This is a genomic window from Pseudomonas sp. RIT357 (assembly GCF_000632245.1).
Lineage (GTDB): Bacteria > Pseudomonadota > Gammaproteobacteria > Pseudomonadales > Pseudomonadaceae > Aquipseudomonas > Aquipseudomonas sivasensis.
This window is the reverse complement of the sequence record NZ_JFYX01000007.1, coordinates 71,217-91,703: the sequence shown is the minus strand read 5'-3', so window position 1 is coordinate 91,703 and position 20,487 is coordinate 71,217. Positions and strand designations below refer to the sequence as shown.

Genomic DNA, 20,487 nt, shown 5'->3' with positions numbered 1-20,487 from the left:
TTCCGTATCAATCACTACGGAATGATCCGGATGAGCTTGTTGCTTTCCCCCCATGAAATAAAAGGCATGAAACTGAAAAACCGCGTCGTCATGTCGCCCATGTGCATGCACATGGCGGCAGATGACGGCTTCGTTACTGAATGGCATCGAGTGCATTACGGTGCCCGCGCCTTGGGCCAGGCGGCATTGATTTTCCCAGAAACGCTGGCAGTTCACGCCGATGGCCGTATTGGTGCCGGTGACCTCGGTATCTGGAGCGATGCACATGTCGCTGGCTTGAAGGCGCTCACTGAATTGCTTCACAGCTTTGGCGCGAAAGTCGGTGCTCAGATCGGTCATGCAGGACGCAATGCTGACTTGCCCAATCTTATTCACATTGCGCCATCGGCTATTCCGTTCACCGAAACCAGCCCTGTGCCTCGCGCACTCGCGGCTGACGAAATTCCGGGTTTGGTAAAGCTCTACGGCGATGCTGCACGACGTGCCAGTGAAGCGGGCTTTGATGTACTTGAGATCCATGCCGCGCATGGTTATTTGCTGAGTGAGTTCCTCTCCCCACTCGCCAACACCCGCGACGACGAATATGGCGGTGATGCCAAGCGTCGCTATCGCTTCCTGCGCGAAGTGCTGGAGGAAGTCAAAACCCATTGGGGCAATCGTCCTCTGTTTGTTCGTATCTCCAGCTCTGATTACGCCGAAGGCGGAAACACACCCGAGTCATTCCTTGAATACGGTCGCTGGATGAAGGAACAGGGTGTCGACCTGATCGACTGCAGCTCCGGCGGAATCAAGATGATCAAGGTGCAGACCTATCCCGGTTACCAAGTACCGGCCGCTGAGTTGCTGCGTAAGGAACTGCATATTGCGACGGGTGCGGTGGGTGTCATCCAGAGTGGTCGTCAAGCCGAAAAAATCCTGCAAAACGGCCGAGCTGACCTGGTGTTTGTCGGGCGGCAAATGCTGCGTGATCCGTTCTGGGTGCGCACTGCAGCAGATGATTTGAAGGAAATCATTGAGATACCTGCTGCCTACACGCGTTACGGCTCTGTATGGCTTGATACCAAAGCGTGAATCAGCCCGCGTCATAAGCGGGCGGCTGGACAGTCCTAATTCTCAATCCAATCCAATGAAGCAGGCGTGAAACCATGAGTAAACCTACTTACGTATACGAATACCAAGCCATCACCGAGGTGCTGAACAAGTACATCGAGGGCTGCAAGCAAGCAAAAAGCAGCCTCATGAAGCCTGCTTTCAATGAGCAAGCGACCATGTTTAGCGTCGATGGCGACGGTAAGCTGGCCGGCGGCGCAATTCCTATCCTGTTCAAGGGGATCGATGAAGGGTTTCGTCCCTCTCCTGATGCACCGGCAGCTATCGTCCGCATTGAGATTTTCGGTACGGCGGCGAGTGCGCGAATCGACGCAAACGACATGTCCGGCATTTCGTTTACCGACTTTTTCCATCTGTTGAAAGTTGAAGGCAAGTGGACGGTCGTCAGCAAGATCTTTCACACCCATGTCGCGCCTTGAACCTCTGTCGCCCTTGAGTCTGCGGAAGTTGAGGCTTCCCTGCACTCAGGTATAAAAATGGAAACGTCATGAAAACCCTTACCTCTGCTCTCGCTCTTACGGTCGTTACGCTTGCGCCCGGTACTGCCTCCGCCGCCACGTACCCGGGAGTTGAGCACAACACGGCGAAACTCTTGCAATCGCTTGAAGGTGTCCCGACGCTCGACTCCATGGCGCCGGTCGATGCCCGTGCGGCGCTGGCGGGTGCCCAGGCTGCCCCCCAAGTAGTCTTGCCGGCAGCTGATGTCAGCGAGAAGACGCTACGCGTGAACGGCAGCGATCTGAAATTGACCATCGTGCGCCCGGTCGGTAGCCAACAGAAGACTCTGCCCGCGTTCATGTATTTCCACGGCGGCGGCTGGGTGTTGGGCGACTTCCCGACCCACGAACGACTGGTGCGTGACCTGGTGGTAGGCTCGGGTGCGGTGGCGGTCTTCGTCAACTACAGCCTCTCGCCAGAGGCGGCATATGGCGTCGCTACGGAGCAAGCCTATGCCGCGACAAAATGGGTCGCCGAACACGGGCAAGAGATCAAGGTAGACGGCACTCGCCTCGCCGTAGCCGGCAACAGTGCTGGCGGCAACATTGCCGCCGTAGTTGCCCTGATGGCGAACGAGAAGGGTGAACCCGCACTGCGCTCGCAAGTGTTGCTGTGCCCAGTGACAGACTCCAACTTTGACACGCTGTCGTACAAGGCCTTTGCCAACGGCTATTTCCTGACGAAGGACATGATGGCGTGGTTTTGGGACAATTACGTACCCGACGCCGAGGTACGCAAACAGATTTACGCCTCTCCACTGCAGGCCACGACCGAACAGTTGAAGGGCTTGCCGCCGACGCTGATCCAGACTGCCGAATTCGATGTCCTGCGCGATGAAGCTGAAGCGTACGGCCGCAAGCTCGACGCGGCGGGTGTGCCTGTGAAGACGGTTCGCTACAACGGCATGATTCACGATTTCGGTCTGTCGAACGGCTTCAGCCGTCTGCCGACGCCGCGCAGCGCGATTGCGCAGGCATCTCATGAACTCAAGATCAACCTGAGCAAGTAATTTCAAAAACAAAGAATCCGCAGTCACGTTGAAACTGCGGGCTTCGTCATTGAAAACATATCCTCATCTCATTGCGAGGCTGCCTGCGCACAGCAGACTTTCGGAGCGTCTGCTGCGTTTGTGCGGTTGAGCATATTTCGATAATTGCACTCCTTTATGAAGAGCGACTAAATGAAATTTATATCTATTAAGCAGTTGTTTTTTGTGGCCTTGATTTCGAGCTTTGGCGCGATGGCTCAAGCAGAAAACGCACCAGGTGGCCCACAAGTTATCAGTAGTAAAACAGTCAGAAAAGCTACGTATGTAGAAGACTATCAAGCTATTACAGAGGTGCTTAACGCGTATATTGAGGGTTGCAAGCAGGCCAAGAGCAGTATCATGAAACCCGCTTTCAATGAACATGCGACGATGTACAGCGTCAGCGCCGAGGGCAAGTTGGAAGGCGGCGCGATTCCAATCTTGTTCGAGGGAATTGACAAGGATTTCCGTCCCTCTCCCGACGCGCAAGCCGCGATTACTCGTATTGAAATCGTCGGTAATGCCGCGAGTGCTCGTATCGATGCCAACGGCATGTCCGGCCTCTCTTTCACCGACTTCTTCCAGTTGCTGAAAGTAGAAGGCAAGTGGACGGTTGTTAGCAAGATTTTCCAAACCCATGACGCGCCTTAACTAGTCAAAGCAGCGCTGAAAATTGAGTTCGAAATTGAAGATGAGTTTCACGAAGTACTCGTCAGCACTTATCTAATTCTTCTTCACTGCATGCTCGGTAATCAGTTGAGCCAGTAGTTTTACTGGCTCAGTTAGACTGCGGCGTGCACGGTGCACCAAACCAATATCGCGATGGAATGTACGTTGTTTCAGGTCGATTGCACGTACCTCGGCAGGCCATTCTTTACGGGTGGCCGTTTCTGGCACCAAGGCGACTCCAACGCCGTTTGCAACCAGTTTGACGATTGCATCCAGTTCGTCGAGTTCGCAGACTTCGTGTAATGAAAAATGGGTTTGTCGCAGAAACCTATCAACTTGGCGTCCGCCGAAGGATGATCGGTCATAGCGGATAAAGGGTTGGCTCGATATCAATTCAGCCCAATCGTCTCCCGGCATATCGGCGGGGACGATCAGCCGGTAAGGTTCTCGCGCCAAGGTTGTCCAGCGCAGATCACTGTGAAGCGAGAAGGGCGGGCGGATTATCGCGGCCATATCGATTTCGCCTGAATCGACTTGGTTCACCAACTCCATCGACAAGCCGGGGAGCACTCGCGTTCTGCATTGCGCAGATCGTTGATGAAATTCAGCCAGGGCTTCTGGCAAGAAGGAGCGCTGAACCGAGGCAATCGCTCCAATGGTGATCAAAACATTCGCAGGAAGACCCACCGATGTCGAGCCCAGGTCTTTAAATTGGCGTACCAGTTCCTGACCCTGCGCCAAAACCTGGTGACCCATTCGATTGAGCTGAGCCGAGCGTCCCTTACGGTCGAATAGCTGTACCCCTAGCTCCGCCTCAAGGCGTTGCATCTGGGCGCTGACGGCGGCTTGGGTGAGGCCGATTTTGCTGCCGGCAGCCGCAAATGTGCCTTCTCTTGCCACAGCGATAAGTGTTTTCAGTTCTTTGATCATGCTCAAATAATAATTATGTTTTGCTTCGAAATGTATTTATATTTTTGTCGCTGAAGCGCTGCGTAAAATTGCTTCCGATATAGGTGAACAAACGGCAGGTGCTCCACCGGGCGCCTGCCGCTGGATCGTTTTTTTTGATAGCATGCGCCGCATTATGAAGAAACCCGCCCATGACATGCGCCAGCACATCATCGATGTCGCCAGGTCGCTGATGACCCAGAAAGGTTACACCGCCGTTGGCCTTACCGAGCTGCTCGCGGCCGCGGGTGTACCTAAAGGGTCGTTCTATCACTACTTTCGATCAAAGGACGAGTTCGGCCAAGCGTTGCTCGAAGAGTACTTTGAAGAATACCTCGCGCGTGTCGATGTGCAGTTGGCCAGTGAGGGCAGCGGCGCCGAACGTCTGCTGAGCTATCTACGCTATTGGGCCGAGACACAGGCGTTTGATCACACCGATCAAAAATGCCTGGTGGTCAAATTGGGTGCGGAAGTGTGTGATCTGTCCGAAAACATGCGCGGCGTACTTGAGAAGGGGACTGCCCTGATCATCGAGCGGATGGTTCGTTGTGTTGAGCAGGGTAAAGCGGATGGTTCCATAAGTGCGTCGGTTGACTCAGCAATATTGGCTGAAGCGCTCTACCAGATGTGGTTGGGCGCCTCGCTGTTGGTCAAGGTCAACAGAACACGCGAGCCTTTTGATGCTGCGCTTGATATGAGCCGACGCTTGTTGGCTTAGTGCCGATCGGCAGGCTTGGTCATGCTGCTCGATGGCACCACATGAATGCCAGGCTCCTGACTGATCGCGGCCTCAAGCAATGCCCGCGCAATCAGCGCCGGGGGGTTGAGACGCCAGCGTTCAGGTAACAACGGCGATGCAAGCTTGAGCATCCGGATCAGTGCACGCTCGGCATGGCGCACTTCCTCACGCTTGCCTCCGATGACACCCGGCCGCACATACGTCAGCGATTTAAACCCCACCCTCGCCAGATCCTGTTCCAAGCGGCCTTTGACCTGGTTATAGAAAAACGCAGATCCCGCATCTGCGCCGATAGCCGAATTGAGCACGTAGGTCGGCGTTCCATGCGCGCGTGCGAGCCTGGCCACTGCCAATGGATAGGTGCGGTCAACTCGCTCGAAGGCTGCTCTGGAGCCGGCTGTTTTAAGCGTGGTACCCAGCGTGCAGATCACTGCATCTACTTGCCAGCGATCAGCCTGTTCGTCCAAGTGATCAAAATGGATGGGCGTGGCGATGAGTTTAGGGTGCGCCGCCAAAGTCTTGCGTGTTGGCGCGTATACCTTGCCGACGCGCGGATCCGACAGGGCCAGATCCAATACATGGCTGCCAACCAGCCCGCTTGCGCCGACCAGTAGCAGCTTGAATGTTGTGGGTTCGTTCATGCTTGAGTGCTATCCCGCACAAAACGCTGGATAGCCTCGTTGACCGGTGTGCTGCCTTGGGTCAGTTCGATGATGACGCGACTGACGCCGGGCTGTTCGATGATCTGCAACAAGGCTGCGGCGACATCGTCACGCGGCACGTCGCCATAGGGGATAGCCAGGCCAGCGTGGACCTTGCCACTGCCGGCTGAGTCCAGCAAGGTGCCGGGGCGCAGAATGACCCAGTCTAGATCGCTCGCCGCTAAGTGCACGTCGGCGCGTTTTTTCACGGCCATGTAGTTTTCGAAGGTCTCGGAAACCGATTTGCCACGCGATGCCTCTGGAAACGCCGACACAAGAATAAAGCGCTGGATGCCCGCCAACTCAGCCGCGGCTACGGACAGCTCAAGGCCGTGACCGTCGATGGCATCCGTCATCTGCGCGCCGCCTTTGCCTCCGGCACCCGCGGCGAATACCACGGTATCACTCCCCGCCATCAGCTTGGCCAGAGCCTCTGTGTCGAGGTCAAGCAAGTTACCGGCAACGGGGATGGCGCCGAGTGCTTCGAGTCCCTCGGCCTGTTCCGCATGACGGTATAACGAATGTGGTTGATGGCCTCGGTCTGCCAGTTGTCGAGCAAGGCTTCGGGCCACTTTACCCGAACCACCGACGATAAAAACTGAGTGCATAGTTCCTCCAGATCAGGCGATGTTTCAAAAATTTCCCGCTCAAGCGAACCTGCAAACGCGCTCGGCGAATGCACGCTGAAGGTTATTCTATATTGGTCACTACAGAAATTGTCAAGCGCCTGGGAGATTTGGCCCCGGGCACGCGCCTTGTGTTCAAACGGCGCCAGAGGCCAAAAAAATCAGCCCGGAATAAACAAATAAAATTGATTTTTCGCATCCATATATATTGTTTTAATTGTCTGCTGGAGACCGCTAGCATTGATGCACTATCAACAAAAGCTCAAAGAGTGGCCCCATGCAATTGCTCGGAAATTTGCTGAAAGCGGTTAAACCCTCGCCAACGCTGGCAATCACGCGCAAGGCAGCAGAGTTACGCCGCAATGGGGCCGATATCATCAGCCTGTCAACCGGCGAGCCGGACTTTCCAACCCCCGATCACATCAATGCGGCTGCCAAGGCGGCGATTGATGCAGGCCAGACCCGCTACACCGATGTCGACGGCACTCCAGAACTCAAAGCGGCGATCGTTCGAAAGTTTCAGCGTGAAAACGGCATCACCTACGCGATAGACGAAATCAGCGTCGGCACCGGCGGTAAGCAAGTGCTGATCAACGCGCTGCAGGCCACCCTTAACCCCGGAGATGAAGTCATCATTCCTGCGCCTTACTGGGTGTCCTATCCGGACATGGTGCGCCTGGCGGGGGGCACGCCCGTGGAAATCCCCTGCGCGGTCCATCAGCATTTCAAGATCACCGCCGAGCAACTCCAGCAAGCCATCACGCCGCGTACCAAGTGGCTGATTTTGAATTCGCCGAGCAACCCGACGGGTGCAGGTTATAGCGCGGCAGAGCTTGATCGGTTGGGCGCCGTATTGTTGGAGCATCCGCAGGTCTACGTGTTGACGGATGATATGTACGAGCACCTGAGTTACGACGGTTGGGTGTTTTCCACGCTGGCTTCGCAGGTGCCGGCGTTACATGGTCGCGTGTTGACCGTGAATGGCGTTTCAAAGGCCTATTCTATGACGGGCTGGCGCATTGGTTATGCGGGCGGCCCTAAACCTCTAATTGCTGCCATGGCCACCATTCAATCGCAGACCACGAGCAGCCCCTGCGCAATATCCCAGGCGGCTGCCGTGGCAGCGCTGGACGGGCCTATCGATTTTCTGGCAGAGCGCAATGAAGTGTTTCGTCAGCGCAGGGATCTTTGCCTGGACGCTTTTAACACCACTCCCGGCCTGGTGTGTCGCCGTCCGGAGGGCGCTTTTTATCTCTTCCCTTCATGCTCGGGGCTGTTCGGGCGCAAAACGCCTGCAGGTGTAGTGCTGACCAATGACGTGGATGTCTGCCAGTACCTGCTCGAAGCCGCACAGGTGGCGGTGGTACCGGGGAGTGCGTTTGGGTTGGAGGGTTATTTCCGCATCTCCTTTGCGACCTCCACGGTGCTGCTGGAGCAGGCATGCGCGCGCATCAAGGCTGCGTGTGAACAGCTTGCTTGAGTGCAGCGTTTGGTTTGGCAGAGTTGGTTCCAGTCAAGCTGACAGGGAAGGGCTCAGCATCGCTACGGCTGTTGCGCCGATGCCTTGCAGATCTTCCCTGCTGGCAGCGTCATGTGCCTGCAGGGACATGCCTTCGAGCAATGTATTCAAGGCCGCGGCGAGCAGGCGAGTGTTGGTTTCCGGTTTGAGCTGACCTTGTTCCACTGCGCGATCCAAGCGCTGCTGTAAGTAGTCACGGCCTTCCTGGCGCAAGGCCTTGAGGGTCGCGGTGACTTCACCGGCATCGTCGGAGACATTGACTGCCGCGAGGACGACCATGCAGCCACAGGGCGCCTCGGGTTCGGTCAGGATCGACGCTGAGGTGTGGAAGAACTCGCTGATGGCGCGCACGATGTCCGGCTCGGTGTCCATGCGCTCCCACGTGGCATCCCAGAACGTCGCTTCGTAGTAGGCAACCGCTTCGAGAAATAACTTGGCTTTGTTGCCGAACGCCGCATACAGGCTGGGAGGGCTGATGCTCATGGCTGAACACAATTCCGCCACAGAAGCCGGCTCGTAGCCACGCCTCCAAAACACTGCCAGCGCCTGCAGCAGAGCCTCGTCTCGATCAAACGCGCGCGGGCGTCCTTTTGCGCGTGGAACAGAGATTGGGGTGGAGTTGGTCATTGAGTGCAGCACCTTGGGGGCGTATCGCCAGACGAGCATGCCTGGAAGAAAGTTCTGCCCAATGATACACAAAATGAAATTTTCGGTTGCGCAGCGTAACTCTGAGCTTTCAGGTCGGCCGTGACGCGTGCCCAAGGGCCGGTACGTTGTATCGCTCAAGCACGTGGCCAATACCGCTCAATAGCGGTATCACATGCTTCGCAATATCAACGGCGACTGCGGTGGGCACCATCTCTGCGTTTCGGCGAAAAAACAGTGGATCCTGAAAAATCAGCCTGAGCTTGGACAGGCTGTTGCTGACCGCGGGCTGTCCGATGTTCAAGCGCTCGGACGCCCTGGTGACACTCTTTTCCTGATACAGCGCAGCGAAGATCACCAGGCAATTGAGGTTGAATTGCGCAAGGCACTCGGTATTGAACGTTGACGTGGGGGGAGGTGTGTTCATGAGCTTTACCCTGTCATTTGTCTTCGTTCGCCGTTGGTCGTAGAACGTGCAGCTATTCTAAAATCTACTAGACGACCGGTCTAGTTTTAAATAGAGTGGCTGCCTTATGAAAAAGCATCATTCTGAAACACGCCAACACATCCTGGATGTCGCCAGGACGTTGATGACTCACAAAGGCTACACCAGCGTAGGGTTGGCTGAGGTGGTAGCGGCTGCGAGCGTGCCTAAAGGTTCGTTCTACCACTACTTCAAATCCAAGGAAGAATTTGGTCAGGCATTGCTTGAACAGTATTTTTCCGACTACCTCGCAACTGTCGACACGCTGTTGATGGGTTCTGCACCCGCCGCGCAAAGGTTGCTGAGTTACTTCCAGTATTGGGCGAAAACCCAGTGTTCTGATTTGCCTACCGACAAGTGCCTGGTGGTCAAATTGGGCGCCGAGGTCTGTGACCTCTCGGAGGGCATGCGCCTGGTGCTCGACCGAGGTACGCAGGCCATCCACGCAAAGCTTGAGCGCTGTATTGAGCAGGGGCTTGTAGATGGTTCGATCACGTCCACAGCGCCAAGCGCGACGCTTGCGCAATCGCTCTATCAAGTTTGGCTCGGTGCTTCGTTGATGATGAAGATCGGCAAGCGCGATGACGCCTTTGGAACGTCCCTGACTCTGGCAAAGCGACTTTTGTCGTAGCTATTTTTTTATCAATTTACTAGACGACCGGTCTATTTAGCTGAGGTCCATCATGACAGACAACACCACTCGTACCGACTTATTCACCCCCATCAACCTGGGCGCGATGAAACTTGCCAACCGTATTTTGATGGCACCTGTAACCCGTAGCCGCTATGCCGAAGATGGTATCCCTAACGAGCTGCACGCGGAGTATTACGCTCAACGCGCCACGGCGGGCTTGATCGTCGCCGAGGCCACCAACATCTCGGCGCAAGGTCGCGGTTATGCGGCCACCCCCGGCATCTGGAGCGAGGAGCAGGTTGCGGGTTGGAAGAAAGTCACGGACGCCGTGCATGCCGCCGGCGGCAAGATCGTCAGCCAACTGTGGCATGTGGGGCGATTCTCCAGTGTCGAACTGCAACCTGACGGTGCCGCACCGGTCGCGCCTTCCGCGATCAAGGCTGAAGGCGACACCTACACCACCAATGGCTTCGTCCCGGTGTCGATGCCACGGGCGCTTGAAACCGATGAGATCCCGGGGATCATCGAGCAGTACAAACGCGCTGCCGAGAATGCCAAGCGCGCTGGTTTTGATGGTGTAGAGGTTCATTCGGCCAACAGCTACCTGCTGGACCAGTTCCTGCGGGACTCGACCAACCATCGCACCGACCAGTACGGCGGCTCCATCGAGAACCGTGCGCGCCTGACCCTGGAAGTGACCGAAGCAATCGTCAAGATCTGGGGGAACGACCGGGTTGGCATCCGCCTGTCGCCGGTCACGCCTGACGCCGGCAACACGCCGCCCGACAGCAACGTGATGGCGATGTATGGCTACCTGATCCAGCAACTGAACGCATTCGACCTGGCTTACCTGCACTTCGTTGAAGGCGCTACCGCCACCTCGCGTGATGTACCGGAAGGCGTGGACATGGACGCATTGAGCGCGCAGTTCAACGGGCCATTCATCGGCAACAACAACTACGACCTGGACATGGCTATCGAGCGCCGCGCCCAAGGCAAGATCGACGCCGTAGCGTTTGGCCGCCTGTTTATCTCCAACCCGGATCTGGTTGAGCGCTTGCGTCGTGGGGCCGAACTGACCATCGCACCGCGCGAGTCGTACTACGGCGGCGGCGCGAAGGGCTACACCGACTGGCCTGTCGGCAACTACTGATCCGCTTATATCCGCGATAACCCTAAAAACTGCCCGCACAGACGGGCAGTCACCAACGAGAGGAACGTCCATGAACTATCTGCAGAATAAAACCGCGATCATCACTGGCGCATCGTCCGGCCTGGGTGCTGCATCGGCACGTGCCTTGTCCGAGAAAGGCGTTCGAATTGTCGCAGCAGCCCTGGACCAGCAAGGCCTGGACGCCATCGTCAGCGAGTTGAAAGGCAAGGGCGGGGACGCGGTAGGTCGCGTCAGCGACGTTACCAACCCTGAGGATATGAAAGCGCTCGCGCAATTCGCCCAGGACTCTTTCGGTTCGGTGGATATCCTGATCAACAACGCAGGCTTGATGCTGTTTTCCAACTGGGTCGACCTGGCCACCGATGATTGGGAAAAGATGATCAACGTGAACATCAAAGGCTACCTGCATGCTATCGCAGCGGTGTTGCCGTTCATGCTGAAACAGAAGTCGGGCCAGATCCTGAATATGGATTCGGTCGCCGGTCACCAGGTCGGGCCTGCTGCGGGTATCTACAGCGCCACCAAGTTCTTCGTGCAGGCCATGACTGAGTCGATGCGCAAAGAGCTGGGCGTTCAGCACGGCATCCGTGTCAACACGGTCAGCCCGGGTGTGATCAACACCGGTTGGGCCGATAAAGTCACCGACCCGGCAGGCCGTAAAGCGGCGCAAGAGCTGAATAAAATCGCTATCTCGCCGGACGATATTGGGCGCGCAGTGGTGTATGCACTGAATCAGCCTGAAAACGTCACCGTCAACGACCTGATCATTTCGCCGACCCGCCAGGATTGGTAAGTCATAAGCGTTGAAATCACCCAGCCCAGGCACCGCCGCAACGCCGTGTGCCTGGGCGCTACAGGATCCGTCCTGTCCGCCCAAGTAAAAGCAATGAGTCCCTTCAATAACACTCGCATTTTGATTGTTGACGGTGGCGCTGGCGAAGAGCCTGCGAGCCCGGTTTGAAGGCAAAGCCCTGCCGACCTATGTCTACAGGGACTATGGCTTGCTGGTCTCGCTGTCACGCTATTCGGCGGTGGGTTACCTGATGGGTAAACTCACGGGCAGTGTGACGCTGGAAGGATGGTTGGCGCGGGCGTTCTATGCATCGCTGTACCGCATGCCCCAAGTCGCGCGCTATGGCCTGGTACCCTCGGGATTACTGATGTTGGGTAACCACTTGTTGGGGCCAGGCACCGTGCCTCGGTTGAAACTGCACTAGATCACTGATGGGGTTAGCGCTTCTCCGATCGCATAAAAGTGGCCGCCTGCGATGTAGTGCAGGCTACGAAAGTCCGGGTGCGCACGCTCAAAGTGCCAATGGCCGTCGCTGAATACCCGTGTGTCGGCCCAGGCAGCGACGACTTCACCGATAAACAGGTCGTAGGTCGACTGGTTGTGAGGTTCGGGCAATAGTTTGCACGCAAGCCAGGCCGAGCAGCCGGCCACGAATGGCACGTCATGGCCGCTGATACTGAACAGCTCGACGCCGCTATGAGCCAGCTTCTGTGGATCTTCCTGGAGGCTGACGCTGCCCACATCGCAGGTCAATTGCAGCTGTGCCACCGTCGGAACCTGAATCACAAACACGCCGCTAAGCTCTACGAGTTCGCGGGTTTGGGCGATCTTGTCCAGCACCACAGTGACTTTGGGGGGTGAGAAATCCAATGCACAGGCCCATGCCGCGGCCATCACATTTCGAGTCTCCTCGTGTTGAGCAGATACCAGCACGGTGGGGCCGTGGTTGATCAGCCGGTAGGCCTTTTCAAGCGGCACTTCGGCAATGTGGTCGTGCATCGTCACTCCAGAAAAATGAAACCCCGCATCCATTGCTGGAGCGGGGTAGGGCACATTCACGCTGTGGCGGTTTGGTTCAGGTATACCTGGAGGCTTTCATGACCGCCGACAATGAGCGACTCGATGGTCGAAGTCCATTGCCCCTGGGGATCAGGCTCTCGCGTGTCGAAGGTCGCACACCACAGAATCACGGTTTTCTGTTCGCCGGTCAGCGGAATCAGTCGCACGGTCAACACGTAGTTGTCGACGGGCAGTGGTGCTTCAACGAAGCGGTAGGAGAACTGCAGATTCACCGCGTCTACCGACAACAACTGCTCGCGCAGAATGGCGCCGTCCTGCAACGTCAGCCGACGGATGCAGCCAACCAGTCCGTCAGGCTGACCGTCTTCGATGACGCTCTGCGGGATCGCCGGGTGCCACTGGCTGATCTTGCCGAAGCGCTTGAGTACATCCCAAACGCGCTCGGCGCCGCCGTCTACAACGGCGTTGTATTCAACTTTTGCCATGATTCATCACCTTAAGAAACAGCATTGCGTTCAGGCCGCTCGGGTCAGCCTTCGAACTGGTGATAAACCTTGGCGATCACCTTCCAGGTGCCGTCGATTTTGATCAGTGTCAGGTAATCGTTGTAGTCGGCACCGATCGCGTCCTTTTCCATATCCACCCTTACCACGGCGGTGGTTGGGGTGATCGCCAGCACGTCCAGGCGGGTACTGATATCCGGGGCCGTGCCATTGGTACGGACGAAGTCGAACAGGTTGCTGATCGGGCCGCCCAACAGTTTGCCGTTGGTGAAGCCGTACATCACTGCTTCCTTGTGGAAGGCCTGCTCCAGCACTTCCGGGCTGCCGGCACGCAGGCCGTCAGCGTATTGCTGGGCCACGGCGACAACGGCGTTGTAGTCCTGGGTGGGTACAGCTTTGATGTTTTTGCTCATGGTCAAACGCCTTCGCATGGTTTTGGCGCCAATAGGGCGCGGTTCAAACGGCTGGGTTAAGGAGCAACGTGGGTGTGGTAGATCTTGCTGATGACGGTCCACTTTCCGTCAACCTTCAGCAGGTTGAAGAAATCGGTGAAGCAGAAGCCGGAGATGTCATTGGTATCGATACGTGCGCTGGCAGCGGTGCCTACGATATCGACGTTGACGATGGCGCCTTCAGCTTCCGGTGAGGGACGGAAGGCGCTGTCGATGATGTCGAACAGACCCTGGATCGGGCCTCCGGTCAGCTTGCCTTCGCCATCTACACCAAAGATGGTGGCCTGCTCGCTGAAGGCAGGTTTCATGAGGCTGCTTTTGGCTTGCTTGCCACCTTCGTTGTAGTGGTTCAGCACCGTGACGATGGCGTTGTAGTCTTCGACGTAAGTTGGGTTGCTCATGGTTTAACTCCTAGTTTGAAGAGGGTGGAAGAAGGGCTTGGTTGATCGCTTTGCGTGCATATCCAGCGATGGTCAGTAAGGCGATCAATGCAACGACCAGACCCGTCCAAGTCATCATTTGAGTCGATCGATTGGTCGTTACCTCGCCACTGATTATCTGTGCGACATCAGCCGCCAGAGAGCCCAGGTACGCATACAGAAATGTTCCAGGAAGCAGGCCGATCCAAGTCGCCAGCAGGAAATCTCGACGGGCGATTCGGCTGGCTCCGAGTCCGTAGCTCAGCGGAGCGAACGGCACGATGGACGCCAGGCGCAAGAGGAAAACAATTCGAAAACCTCCTGACTCGATTGCGTGGTCGACCGCCGCTGATGTGGGGCTGTTCGCCAGGCGTCGTTTGACCCAAGGGCGCAGAAGCGATCTGCCCAAGGCAAACGCGACCGCTGCAGACAGCAAGCCAGCGGGCGAGATGAGCAGCGTTCCGCCCATCGGGCCGTACAAAAAACCTGCGAGCGCCGTGAGCATCGAGGCGGGTACGAAGGCGACAGTGCCCACCACAAATATCGCGGCATACAGCGCAGTCCCGACGACTCCGAGCGAGCGAATAATCTCGGTCCACTGCGCGACGCTGTGTACGGCCAGGTCTATCACGTTGCCTATCCGACTCATTCAGTTTGTGGGAATGCTTCCCGTCCAGCGCATCACTGAAAGCCATTTAATTAGCGATCGCTACATATTGCGTGCATTCTATAGTGACCACTACAGTTAGTGTCAAGACATTACTTTCGGTGTTGGTGAGTCAATAATATTGCGCTGCAACTGATCCTGCCGATTCAGCCTGATTGCCCGGTTAGGTAGGAGAAAAACCCTTGCTCTGGTGCGGTTTAACCGCTCGTCCGTTCGCGTTTTAAATCGACAAAAAACAAGTCGATACACCAAGTGCTCTTTCACTGGTGTAATAAAAAATACTTATAAACCAGTGGCTAAATCACAAAGTGCAGATCTCGCTTCCCGCTCCAAGCATTAAAAAGCCACTCAAGTGAGTGGCTTTTTTTGCCTGTGATTTAGGGAGTGGACGCTTCGGTGTCTTTTTTATGTGGGGTCAATGTTAGCGACGTGCTGAGTACCCGCAGCTTCATCCCGTCTCTGTCATACCAGCGTCGACGCTTGTATGGAGCCGCCGCTGTTGAGCAATGCGTTGCAATGGCCGAGCGACTGCGCCAACTCGGCGAATGTGCGCTTGGAGGCATTCAAAGAGGGTATGCGCTTCTACTTTGAAACCCTGGTTTCCCGGTTGAGGCTCAGTGCAACGAATTCGTCCTTCCGGTTGATGGGCACCAGGACAGGTCGCATGGGTGGGTCAAAGCTGCGCGTGAGGTGAGCCAATAAGCGCGGATAACGATACCCGCGGACTGATTTACTCGACGGGGGCACGCCAGGGCGTGCGACAACGACCATAACTACCGATGTCACTCAGTGGCAAACCGCTGCCTTTTTATCCGGTACATATCACCGTCTGCATGGCTGAGCAGCGTATCGGCGTCCTCTCCGTCCGCCGGATAGCACGCCACGCCGACACTGCAGGACGGCATTTGTACCCCGTCAAATTCAGCGCTCAACGGCTCGGCCATGACCGCGAGGATTTGCGCCACCCTCTCCGCGATAGCGTCCTTCGACGGCACATCGGTCAGCAGTACGGTGAATTCATCACCGCCCATCCGTGCCACCAAGTCACTCTCGCGTACGCAACGTTCCAACCGTCGAGCAATCACACACAGCACGCGATCGCCCATGGCATGGCCATGCACATCGTTGATGCCCTTGAAGTCATTGATATCCAGAAACAGCAGCGCCAGGGTGCTGTTGTGAGTCTGTGCGGCGTGCAGGGCCTGGTTCAGTTGATCATTGAACAACGACCGGTTGGTCAGCGCTGTCAGTGGGTCATGATGGGCGAGGAAGCGTAGTTCCTCTTCGGCTTTGGTAAGGGCTGTCACGTCCCTGGCGACCCCGATCCGTGCGCCCACCTCCTTGGACCAGAAAGCTGCCCACAGGATGTGCACGATACTGCCGTCCTTGCGGATATAGCGGTTGCGGAAGTCGACATGGGGTTTGCCATTCATCACCCGGACAATCGAGGCCCGCGTGCGTGGCAGGTCTTCAGGGTGCATGTAATGGGTGATCAGAGTGCCGGTCAGTTCTTCTGCACGGTAGCCGAGCAATGCCTCGCAGGCATCGCTCACAAACACAATCTGGTTTTCACTGTCGACGACAAACACCGTATCCAGCATCAGGTGGATAAGTTTGGGATAGAGAGCTTGCAGGTCTACGGGCATGATGCATCGGGTATCCGGTTCATATCTGCCGATCATAGCCCGATCATGAAGGGCGGCGGCGAGCAATTCTGCTAATTTTCAGTGCCCTCTGCGGCTTTTCATCTCACACGGTCATTGCCTTGCGGCACACATCCAAAATTTCATCCGCCAATGGCGAGTCATCGGGACAGGCCCGGGATAACACCACGGCGCCGACCGCATGGGCGAATCGGTTGATCATCTGTTCCCGAGCGTCCTTATCCAGCTCGGCAGCGTCCTGCTGAAGGGCGGCCAATGCGTTTTCGATGCCTTCGGCGAACGTTGCCTTTACCGTTTGCGATTGACGCGCCGCGTCCCCGCACAGGGCCGACATCGTGCAACCCTGGCCGGGGGCATCACGGTGCTCTCTGGATACGTAGCGATTGAAGAACTCATCGGCGCCCAGCCCGGCGCTGTTGGTCAGCGATTGGGACAGCCCGTTTGCGGCGGCTTCAGCCATTAAGTCGGCTTTGGACCCGAAATGCTTGTAGAACCCGCCATGGGTGAACCCGGCTTCTGCCATCAGGTCTGCCACGCCGACACCGTCATAGCCGCGCTCACGGAACAATCTTGAGGCCGTTTCGACGATGTGCGCGCGGTTTAACTGCACTTGTGCCTTGCTGACCCTCATACCTTTACCCTCGCTGGTGACGACTGTTTTCGGTGCTCACTATACATTGATGTCAATCAACATCAAAACCATTGACGGATAAGATTATGATCGACATCATAAGCCCCGCCACACTCAATCATCGTTAATCCAGAGAGCACAGTCATGACGAACGCTTCTTCTATCCTGATTACCGGCGCGTCCAGCGGCATTGGCGCCACCTATGCCGAGCGCTTCGCCCAGCGCGGCCACAACCTGGTACTGGTCGCCCGCGACAAGGCGCGGCTGGAAACGCTGGCGGCGCGCTTGCGCCAGGAACACGGTGTGGATGTCGACGTGCTACAGGCCGACCTTACCCAGCAGGCGGACTTGGCTGTGGTCGAAGCGCGCCTGCGCGATGACACGCGCATCGGTGTGCTGATCAACAACGCCGGCGCGGCCCAGACGGGAGACTTCCTGGCGCAGACGGGCGAGAGCATTGAGCAACTGATCGCGCTGAACGTCACCTCGCTGACGCGACTCGCCCGCGCAGTCGCACCGAGGTTGGTGCAGGCCGGCGAGGGGGCAATCGTGAATATTGGCTCGGTGGTTGGTCTGGCGCCGGAGTTGGGAATGACGCTGTATGGCGCGACCAAAGCGTTCGTGCAATTCCTTTCCCAGGGCATGAGCATTGAGCTCTCTGGCAAAGGCGTTTATGTGCAAGCGGTGTTGCCGGCAGCCACCCGTACGGAAATCTGGGAGCGCTCGGGCATCGACATCAACACGCTGCCAGAGGTCATGGATGTGGGTGAACTGGTGGATGCCGCACTGGTCGGTTTTGACCGGCGTGAACTCGTAACCATCCCGCCACTGCATGACGCCGCGCGCTGGGACGGTCTTCAGTCCGCGCGTCAGGGCTTGTTGTCGGAGCTGCGTCAGGCTCGCGCTGCTGAGCGCTATCGCCCACAGTAACGGGTGCGTGTTTGAGTCCACGGCGCAGGCTTTGGCCTATGGGGACGCGGGGCGGGCTAAAGGGAAGGTTGTCGTACAACTGAATGCGCTATGATGGGCATTCATTCGCCAACCGAGATACCTGTTCTTGATGGACAACCCGAACGTCCAGCCCACCGTTCGCCGCCGGCACCGCAGTCTGGCTGAAGAATTGGTCACCGAGCTTTCCCGGCGCATTTGCAGCGGGGAGCTCCCGCGAGCAACCAAGCTGCCTACCGAATCTGAAGTGATGGCCGAGCACGGTGTGAGTCGCACCGTGGTGCGCGAGGCCATTTCGCGTCTGCAAGCGTCTGGCCTGGTGGAAACGCGGCACGGCGTCGGCACGTTTGTGAAGGATATTCCCAGCCCCAGCGGATTTCGGATTGACCCCGACACCATCGTCACCTTGCAGGACGTGCTGGCAGTGCTGGAGCTGCGCATCTGCCTGGAAGTAGAAGCTGCCGGTCTGGCCTGCCTGGGTCGCACCGACCAGCAATTGCAGGTGATGCGCGACTCGCTGGACGCGCTGAATTCGCGGGCGGTGAGTGCCGACTACGCGGTATCGGCGGACTTCCAGTTTCACCAGCAGATCGCGCTGGCCACCGGCAATCGCTACTTCACCGACATCATGTTGCACCTGGGGGTCAACATCCTGCCGCGTACGCGCCTGCACTCAAAACGCTTGGCCAACGCCAACAAGGAACCTTACCTGGAGCGCCTGAGCCGCGAGCACGAGGATATCTACAAAGCCATCCTGCGCCGTGACGCAGACGCCGCTCGCGCCGCGATGCGCCTGCACTTGTCCAACAGTCGCGAGCGTATGCGCCGGGCCTATGAAGCCGCCGCCGCTGAATTGTCGAACGGCCCCGCTGCGGTGAACGCGCCGCCCTGAAGTCGGCCACCGGGCTCATCCGCCGACGGTTGCGGTTGCTGCTCGACCTTGGCGCGAAAGGGTTCCGAGCTGTCCTGCGGCGCAAAGCCCAGGTGCTCGGCGTGCCGATTGCTCCACCAGCACTCCTTATTGTCCGAAACGCCATACACCACACTGTGCCCCACATCCTTGGCCAGCAGGGCGCGGGCCACCAGGTGATCGAGGTCCGCGTAACTCAGCCAGGTGTGCAGCATCCGCCGGTTGCGCGGTTCGGGGAACGACGAGCCGATGCGCAAGCTCACGGTTTCAATCCCGTATCGATGAAAGTAGAACGCCGCCAGGTCTTCGCCGTACGCCTTGGAAAGCGCGTAGTAACCATCCGGGCGGCGCTGTGCGTGCACATCCAGTTCAACGTCTTGAGGGTAAAAACCGGTGACGTGATTGGAGCTGGCGAACACAACCCGTTTGACGCCCTGTTGTCGCGCCGCCTCGTAAATGTGGAAGGTGCCGCGAATATTGGCGTCGAGAATTTCTTCGAACGGCCGCTCCACTGAAATCCCGCCCAAATGCACGATCGCGTCAACGCCATCGACCAGCGCCGCCACGGCAGCCTTGTCGGCCAGGTTGCACTGGATCACTTCGTCGTGTTCACCCGCGCTGGGCGCCATCGCGCTGATGTCCGAGGCGCGCACGATGTGGGCATGGGCCTGCAAGGTTTCCCGCAGGATCTGCCCCAGGCCGCCGGCGGCGCCGGTGAGCAAAATGCGGGTGAAGGGTTTGGGTTGTGTGGTCATGGTCAGGTCTTCCATTGAGCGCTGAATGCAAAGCGATTGCCTGGCGAGCGATGCGCGTTCGCCAGGCAAGTCGCGGGGAGGGGGCTTTACATAAAGTTGTATTGAACGCCCAAGCGCCACCGCGCCTGACGGTCTTCTGAGGTGGAGTTGACCTTCACATCACCAATCTCCATGAACGGGGCCCATTCCTTGGTGAGCTTGTATTTGACGATCAGGTTCTGTTCGTAATCGCTCTTCTTGTTGTCGTAGCGGATGTAGTCAGTCTTGAAATAGATGAACTGATATTCGTACGCCCACTTACTGGCCGGTGTGTAGCCGAGCCAGCCCTCGAAACGATGGGTGGTCTGGTCATCCTTGATGTGATCGGGCAAATCCTCGTTGACCTGATCGCGGTCCAGCTTCTTGGTGTCCAGGCGATAGCGCGTGGCGGCGTAGAAGGCGTCGTTGATCTTGTAGTTGTACTTGAGGCCCAGCTTGTAGGTGGTCGAGTCCTTCGAGCTGTCCATCTGGAACGCGGGGGTCAACGTCGATTGCGGGCTGAGCTTGTAGTTGTAGCTGACGGTGAACTCATGCCCGTTGTTGACCATGTTGTCGTACGCGACATCTTCACGGTCCCCGGCTGTGCGGTATTTCATCTCCGCTTCAAATCCCAGGCCACTGTCCAGACGGTAGTTGAGCTTGATTCGATCAGCGTGGGCGCTGTCTTCCTCGGTGAACTGGTGGCGGTAGTTGATGCTGGCAGAGTCAGCGCTGACGTAGAGCGGCAGGCTGAAGGTCAGGGCAGTAACGAGCGTGCGTAGGGTGGTGTTCATACGGTCTTCTTTTTTGTTTTTGTTAGGGTCGTTTGACGGTTGCTACGGCAATACGTTGTTGCGTGTGGCTCTCATCTAAGGTTCAGATATACGTTATCGTACGACAAGATGACTCGTCTACCGCCCATCGATCGTTTTG

Annotated in this window: 25 protein-coding genes and 1 pseudogene; 12 read left to right on the top strand and 14 right to left on the bottom strand. The window is 57.2% G+C overall.

The window, feature by feature from the left end; translation table 11 throughout:
• Positions 1-30 precede the first annotated feature (30 nt).
• The 4 genes from namA (at position 31) to BW43_RS20100 (ending at position 3,286) form a co-directional block, all read left to right on the top strand.
• A complete protein-coding gene (gene namA, locus BW43_RS20085; RefSeq protein WP_032885507.1) occupies positions 31-1,071 on the top strand; it encodes an NADPH dehydrogenase NamA in 1,041 nt (346 codons plus the stop codon).
• 74 nt (positions 1,072-1,145) lie between these two features.
• The gene (locus tag BW43_RS20090; RefSeq protein WP_032885506.1) at positions 1,146-1,529 is read left to right on the top strand and encodes a nuclear transport factor 2 family protein; all 384 of its coding nucleotides are present in this window, start codon (positions 1,146-1,148) and stop codon (positions 1,527-1,529) included.
• A gap of 68 nt (positions 1,530-1,597) precedes the next feature.
• Positions 1,598-2,617, top strand: coding sequence for an alpha/beta hydrolase (locus tag BW43_RS20095; protein ID WP_032885505.1), 1,020 nt, complete (start codon positions 1,598-1,600; stop codon positions 2,615-2,617).
• A 231-nt stretch (positions 2,618-2,848) separates the two neighbouring features.
• Entirely contained in the window at positions 2,849-3,286 is a 438-nt protein-coding gene (locus BW43_RS20100) for a nuclear transport factor 2 family protein (protein WP_050442815.1), read from the top strand.
• A gap of 72 nt (positions 3,287-3,358) precedes the next feature.
• Here BW43_RS20100 and BW43_RS20105 read toward each other — a convergent pair whose 3' ends face one another.
• Positions 3,359-4,234 carry a LysR family transcriptional regulator gene (locus BW43_RS20105; RefSeq protein WP_032885502.1) on the bottom strand — a complete coding sequence of 292 codons (876 nt, stop codon included), beginning with the start codon at positions 4,232-4,234 and terminating at the stop codon, positions 3,359-3,361.
• Between the two features lie 154 nt (positions 4,235-4,388).
• Between BW43_RS20105 and BW43_RS20110 the strand changes: the two genes are divergently transcribed.
• Positions 4,389-4,970, top strand: coding sequence for a TetR/AcrR family transcriptional regulator (locus BW43_RS20110; RefSeq protein ID WP_032885500.1), 582 nt, complete (start codon positions 4,389-4,391; stop codon positions 4,968-4,970).
• Here the strand turns inward: BW43_RS20110 and BW43_RS20115 are convergent.
• Complete coding sequence (locus tag BW43_RS20115; protein WP_032885499.1) at positions 4,967-5,632, bottom strand: NAD-dependent epimerase/dehydratase family protein; 666 nt, start codon at positions 5,630-5,632, stop codon at positions 4,967-4,969. The genes BW43_RS20110 and BW43_RS20115 overlap by 4 nt on opposite strands.
• A complete protein-coding gene (locus BW43_RS20120; protein WP_032885498.1) occupies positions 5,629-6,300 on the bottom strand; it encodes an NAD(P)-binding oxidoreductase in 672 nt (223 codons plus the stop codon). The genes BW43_RS20115 and BW43_RS20120 overlap by 4 nt, the downstream gene beginning before the upstream one ends.
• 295 nt (positions 6,301-6,595) lie before the next feature.
• Here BW43_RS20120 and BW43_RS20125 point away from each other — a divergent pair, with 295 nt between their 5' ends.
• The gene (locus BW43_RS20125) at positions 6,596-7,798 is read left to right on the top strand and encodes a pyridoxal phosphate-dependent aminotransferase (RefSeq protein ID WP_032885496.1); all 1,203 of its coding nucleotides are present in this window, start codon (positions 6,596-6,598) and stop codon (positions 7,796-7,798) included.
• A 33-nt stretch (positions 7,799-7,831) separates the two neighbouring features.
• On the opposite strand, the gene BW43_RS20130 is transcribed toward BW43_RS20125, so the two are convergent.
• Together BW43_RS20130 and BW43_RS20135 are read right to left on the bottom strand one after the other, a co-directional pair.
• The gene (locus tag BW43_RS20130; protein WP_032885495.1) at positions 7,832-8,464 is read right to left on the bottom strand and encodes a TetR/AcrR family transcriptional regulator; all 633 of its coding nucleotides are present in this window, start codon (positions 8,462-8,464) and stop codon (positions 7,832-7,834) included.
• A gap of 109 nt (positions 8,465-8,573) precedes the next feature.
• Positions 8,574-8,909, bottom strand: coding sequence for a LysR family transcriptional regulator (locus tag BW43_RS20135; RefSeq protein ID WP_032885494.1), 336 nt, complete (start codon positions 8,907-8,909; stop codon positions 8,574-8,576).
• 106 nt (positions 8,910-9,015) lie between these two features.
• Between BW43_RS20135 and BW43_RS20140 the strand changes: the two genes are divergently transcribed.
• From BW43_RS20140 to BW43_RS20155, 4 genes and pseudogenes are all read left to right on the top strand, one after another.
• Positions 9,016-9,597 carry a TetR/AcrR family transcriptional regulator gene (locus BW43_RS20140; RefSeq protein WP_032885493.1) on the top strand — a complete coding sequence of 194 codons (582 nt, stop codon included), beginning with the start codon at positions 9,016-9,018 and terminating at the stop codon, positions 9,595-9,597.
• A gap of 52 nt (positions 9,598-9,649) precedes the next feature.
• Positions 9,650-10,753, top strand: a complete 1,104-nt coding sequence (locus tag BW43_RS20145) for an alkene reductase (protein ID WP_032885492.1) — start codon at positions 9,650-9,652, stop codon at positions 10,751-10,753.
• A gap of 70 nt (positions 10,754-10,823) precedes the next feature.
• The gene (locus BW43_RS20150) at positions 10,824-11,567 is read left to right on the top strand and encodes an SDR family oxidoreductase (protein WP_032885491.1); all 744 of its coding nucleotides are present in this window, start codon (positions 10,824-10,826) and stop codon (positions 11,565-11,567) included.
• 139 nt (positions 11,568-11,706) lie between these two features.
• A pseudogene (locus tag BW43_RS20155) lies at positions 11,707-11,991 on the top strand (FAD-dependent oxidoreductase); the annotation flags it as partial.
• On the opposite strand, the gene BW43_RS20160 reads toward BW43_RS20155, so the two are convergent.
• From BW43_RS20160 to BW43_RS20190, 7 genes are all read right to left on the bottom strand, one after another.
• Positions 11,988-12,566 (bottom strand): flavin reductase family protein, encoded by a 579-nt coding sequence (locus tag BW43_RS20160; RefSeq protein ID WP_032885489.1) that lies wholly within the window; start codon positions 12,564-12,566, stop codon positions 11,988-11,990. The pseudogene BW43_RS20155 and the gene BW43_RS20160 overlap by 4 nt on opposite strands.
• Positions 12,567-12,622: 56 nt before the next feature.
• A complete protein-coding gene (locus tag BW43_RS20165; protein ID WP_032885488.1) occupies positions 12,623-13,072 on the bottom strand; it encodes an SRPBCC family protein in 450 nt (149 codons plus the stop codon).
• A 44-nt stretch (positions 13,073-13,116) separates the two neighbouring features.
• Positions 13,117-13,503 carry a nuclear transport factor 2 family protein gene (locus BW43_RS20170; protein WP_032885487.1) on the bottom strand — a complete coding sequence of 129 codons (387 nt, stop codon included), beginning with the start codon at positions 13,501-13,503 and terminating at the stop codon, positions 13,117-13,119.
• Positions 13,504-13,559: 56 nt separating this feature from the next.
• Positions 13,560-13,943, bottom strand: coding sequence for a nuclear transport factor 2 family protein (locus BW43_RS20175; RefSeq protein WP_032885486.1), 384 nt, complete (start codon positions 13,941-13,943; stop codon positions 13,560-13,562).
• Between the two features lie 10 nt (positions 13,944-13,953).
• A complete protein-coding gene (locus BW43_RS20180) occupies positions 13,954-14,592 on the bottom strand; it encodes a TVP38/TMEM64 family protein (protein ID WP_032885554.1) in 639 nt (212 codons plus the stop codon).
• Positions 14,593-15,410: 818 nt separating this feature from the next.
• Positions 15,411-16,274, bottom strand: a complete 864-nt coding sequence (locus BW43_RS20185; protein WP_032885553.1) for a sensor domain-containing diguanylate cyclase — start codon at positions 16,272-16,274, stop codon at positions 15,411-15,413.
• Between the two features lie 103 nt (positions 16,275-16,377).
• The gene (locus BW43_RS20190) at positions 16,378-16,923 is read right to left on the bottom strand and encodes a TetR/AcrR family transcriptional regulator (RefSeq protein WP_032885485.1); all 546 of its coding nucleotides are present in this window, start codon (positions 16,921-16,923) and stop codon (positions 16,378-16,380) included.
• Positions 16,924-17,067: 144 nt separating this feature from the next.
• On the opposite strand from BW43_RS20190, the gene BW43_RS20195 reads away from it, so the two are divergent.
• Complete coding sequence (locus BW43_RS20195; RefSeq protein ID WP_032885484.1) at positions 17,068-17,853, top strand: SDR family oxidoreductase; 786 nt, start codon at positions 17,068-17,070, stop codon at positions 17,851-17,853.
• A gap of 130 nt (positions 17,854-17,983) precedes the next feature.
• Entirely contained in the window at positions 17,984-18,763 is a 780-nt protein-coding gene (locus tag BW43_RS20200; protein ID WP_032885483.1) for a FadR/GntR family transcriptional regulator, read from the top strand.
• Here BW43_RS20200 and BW43_RS20205 read toward each other — a convergent pair.
• Positions 18,703-19,536, bottom strand: coding sequence for an NAD(P)-dependent oxidoreductase (locus BW43_RS20205; protein ID WP_032885552.1), 834 nt, complete (start codon positions 19,534-19,536; stop codon positions 18,703-18,705). The two genes, BW43_RS20200 and BW43_RS20205, sit on opposite strands and share 61 nt — an antisense overlap.
• An 86-nt stretch (positions 19,537-19,622) precedes the next feature.
• Complete coding sequence (locus BW43_RS20210; protein ID WP_032885482.1) at positions 19,623-20,348, bottom strand: oligogalacturonate-specific porin KdgM family protein; 726 nt, start codon at positions 20,346-20,348, stop codon at positions 19,623-19,625.
• Between the last annotated feature and the right edge of the window lie 139 nt (positions 20,349-20,487).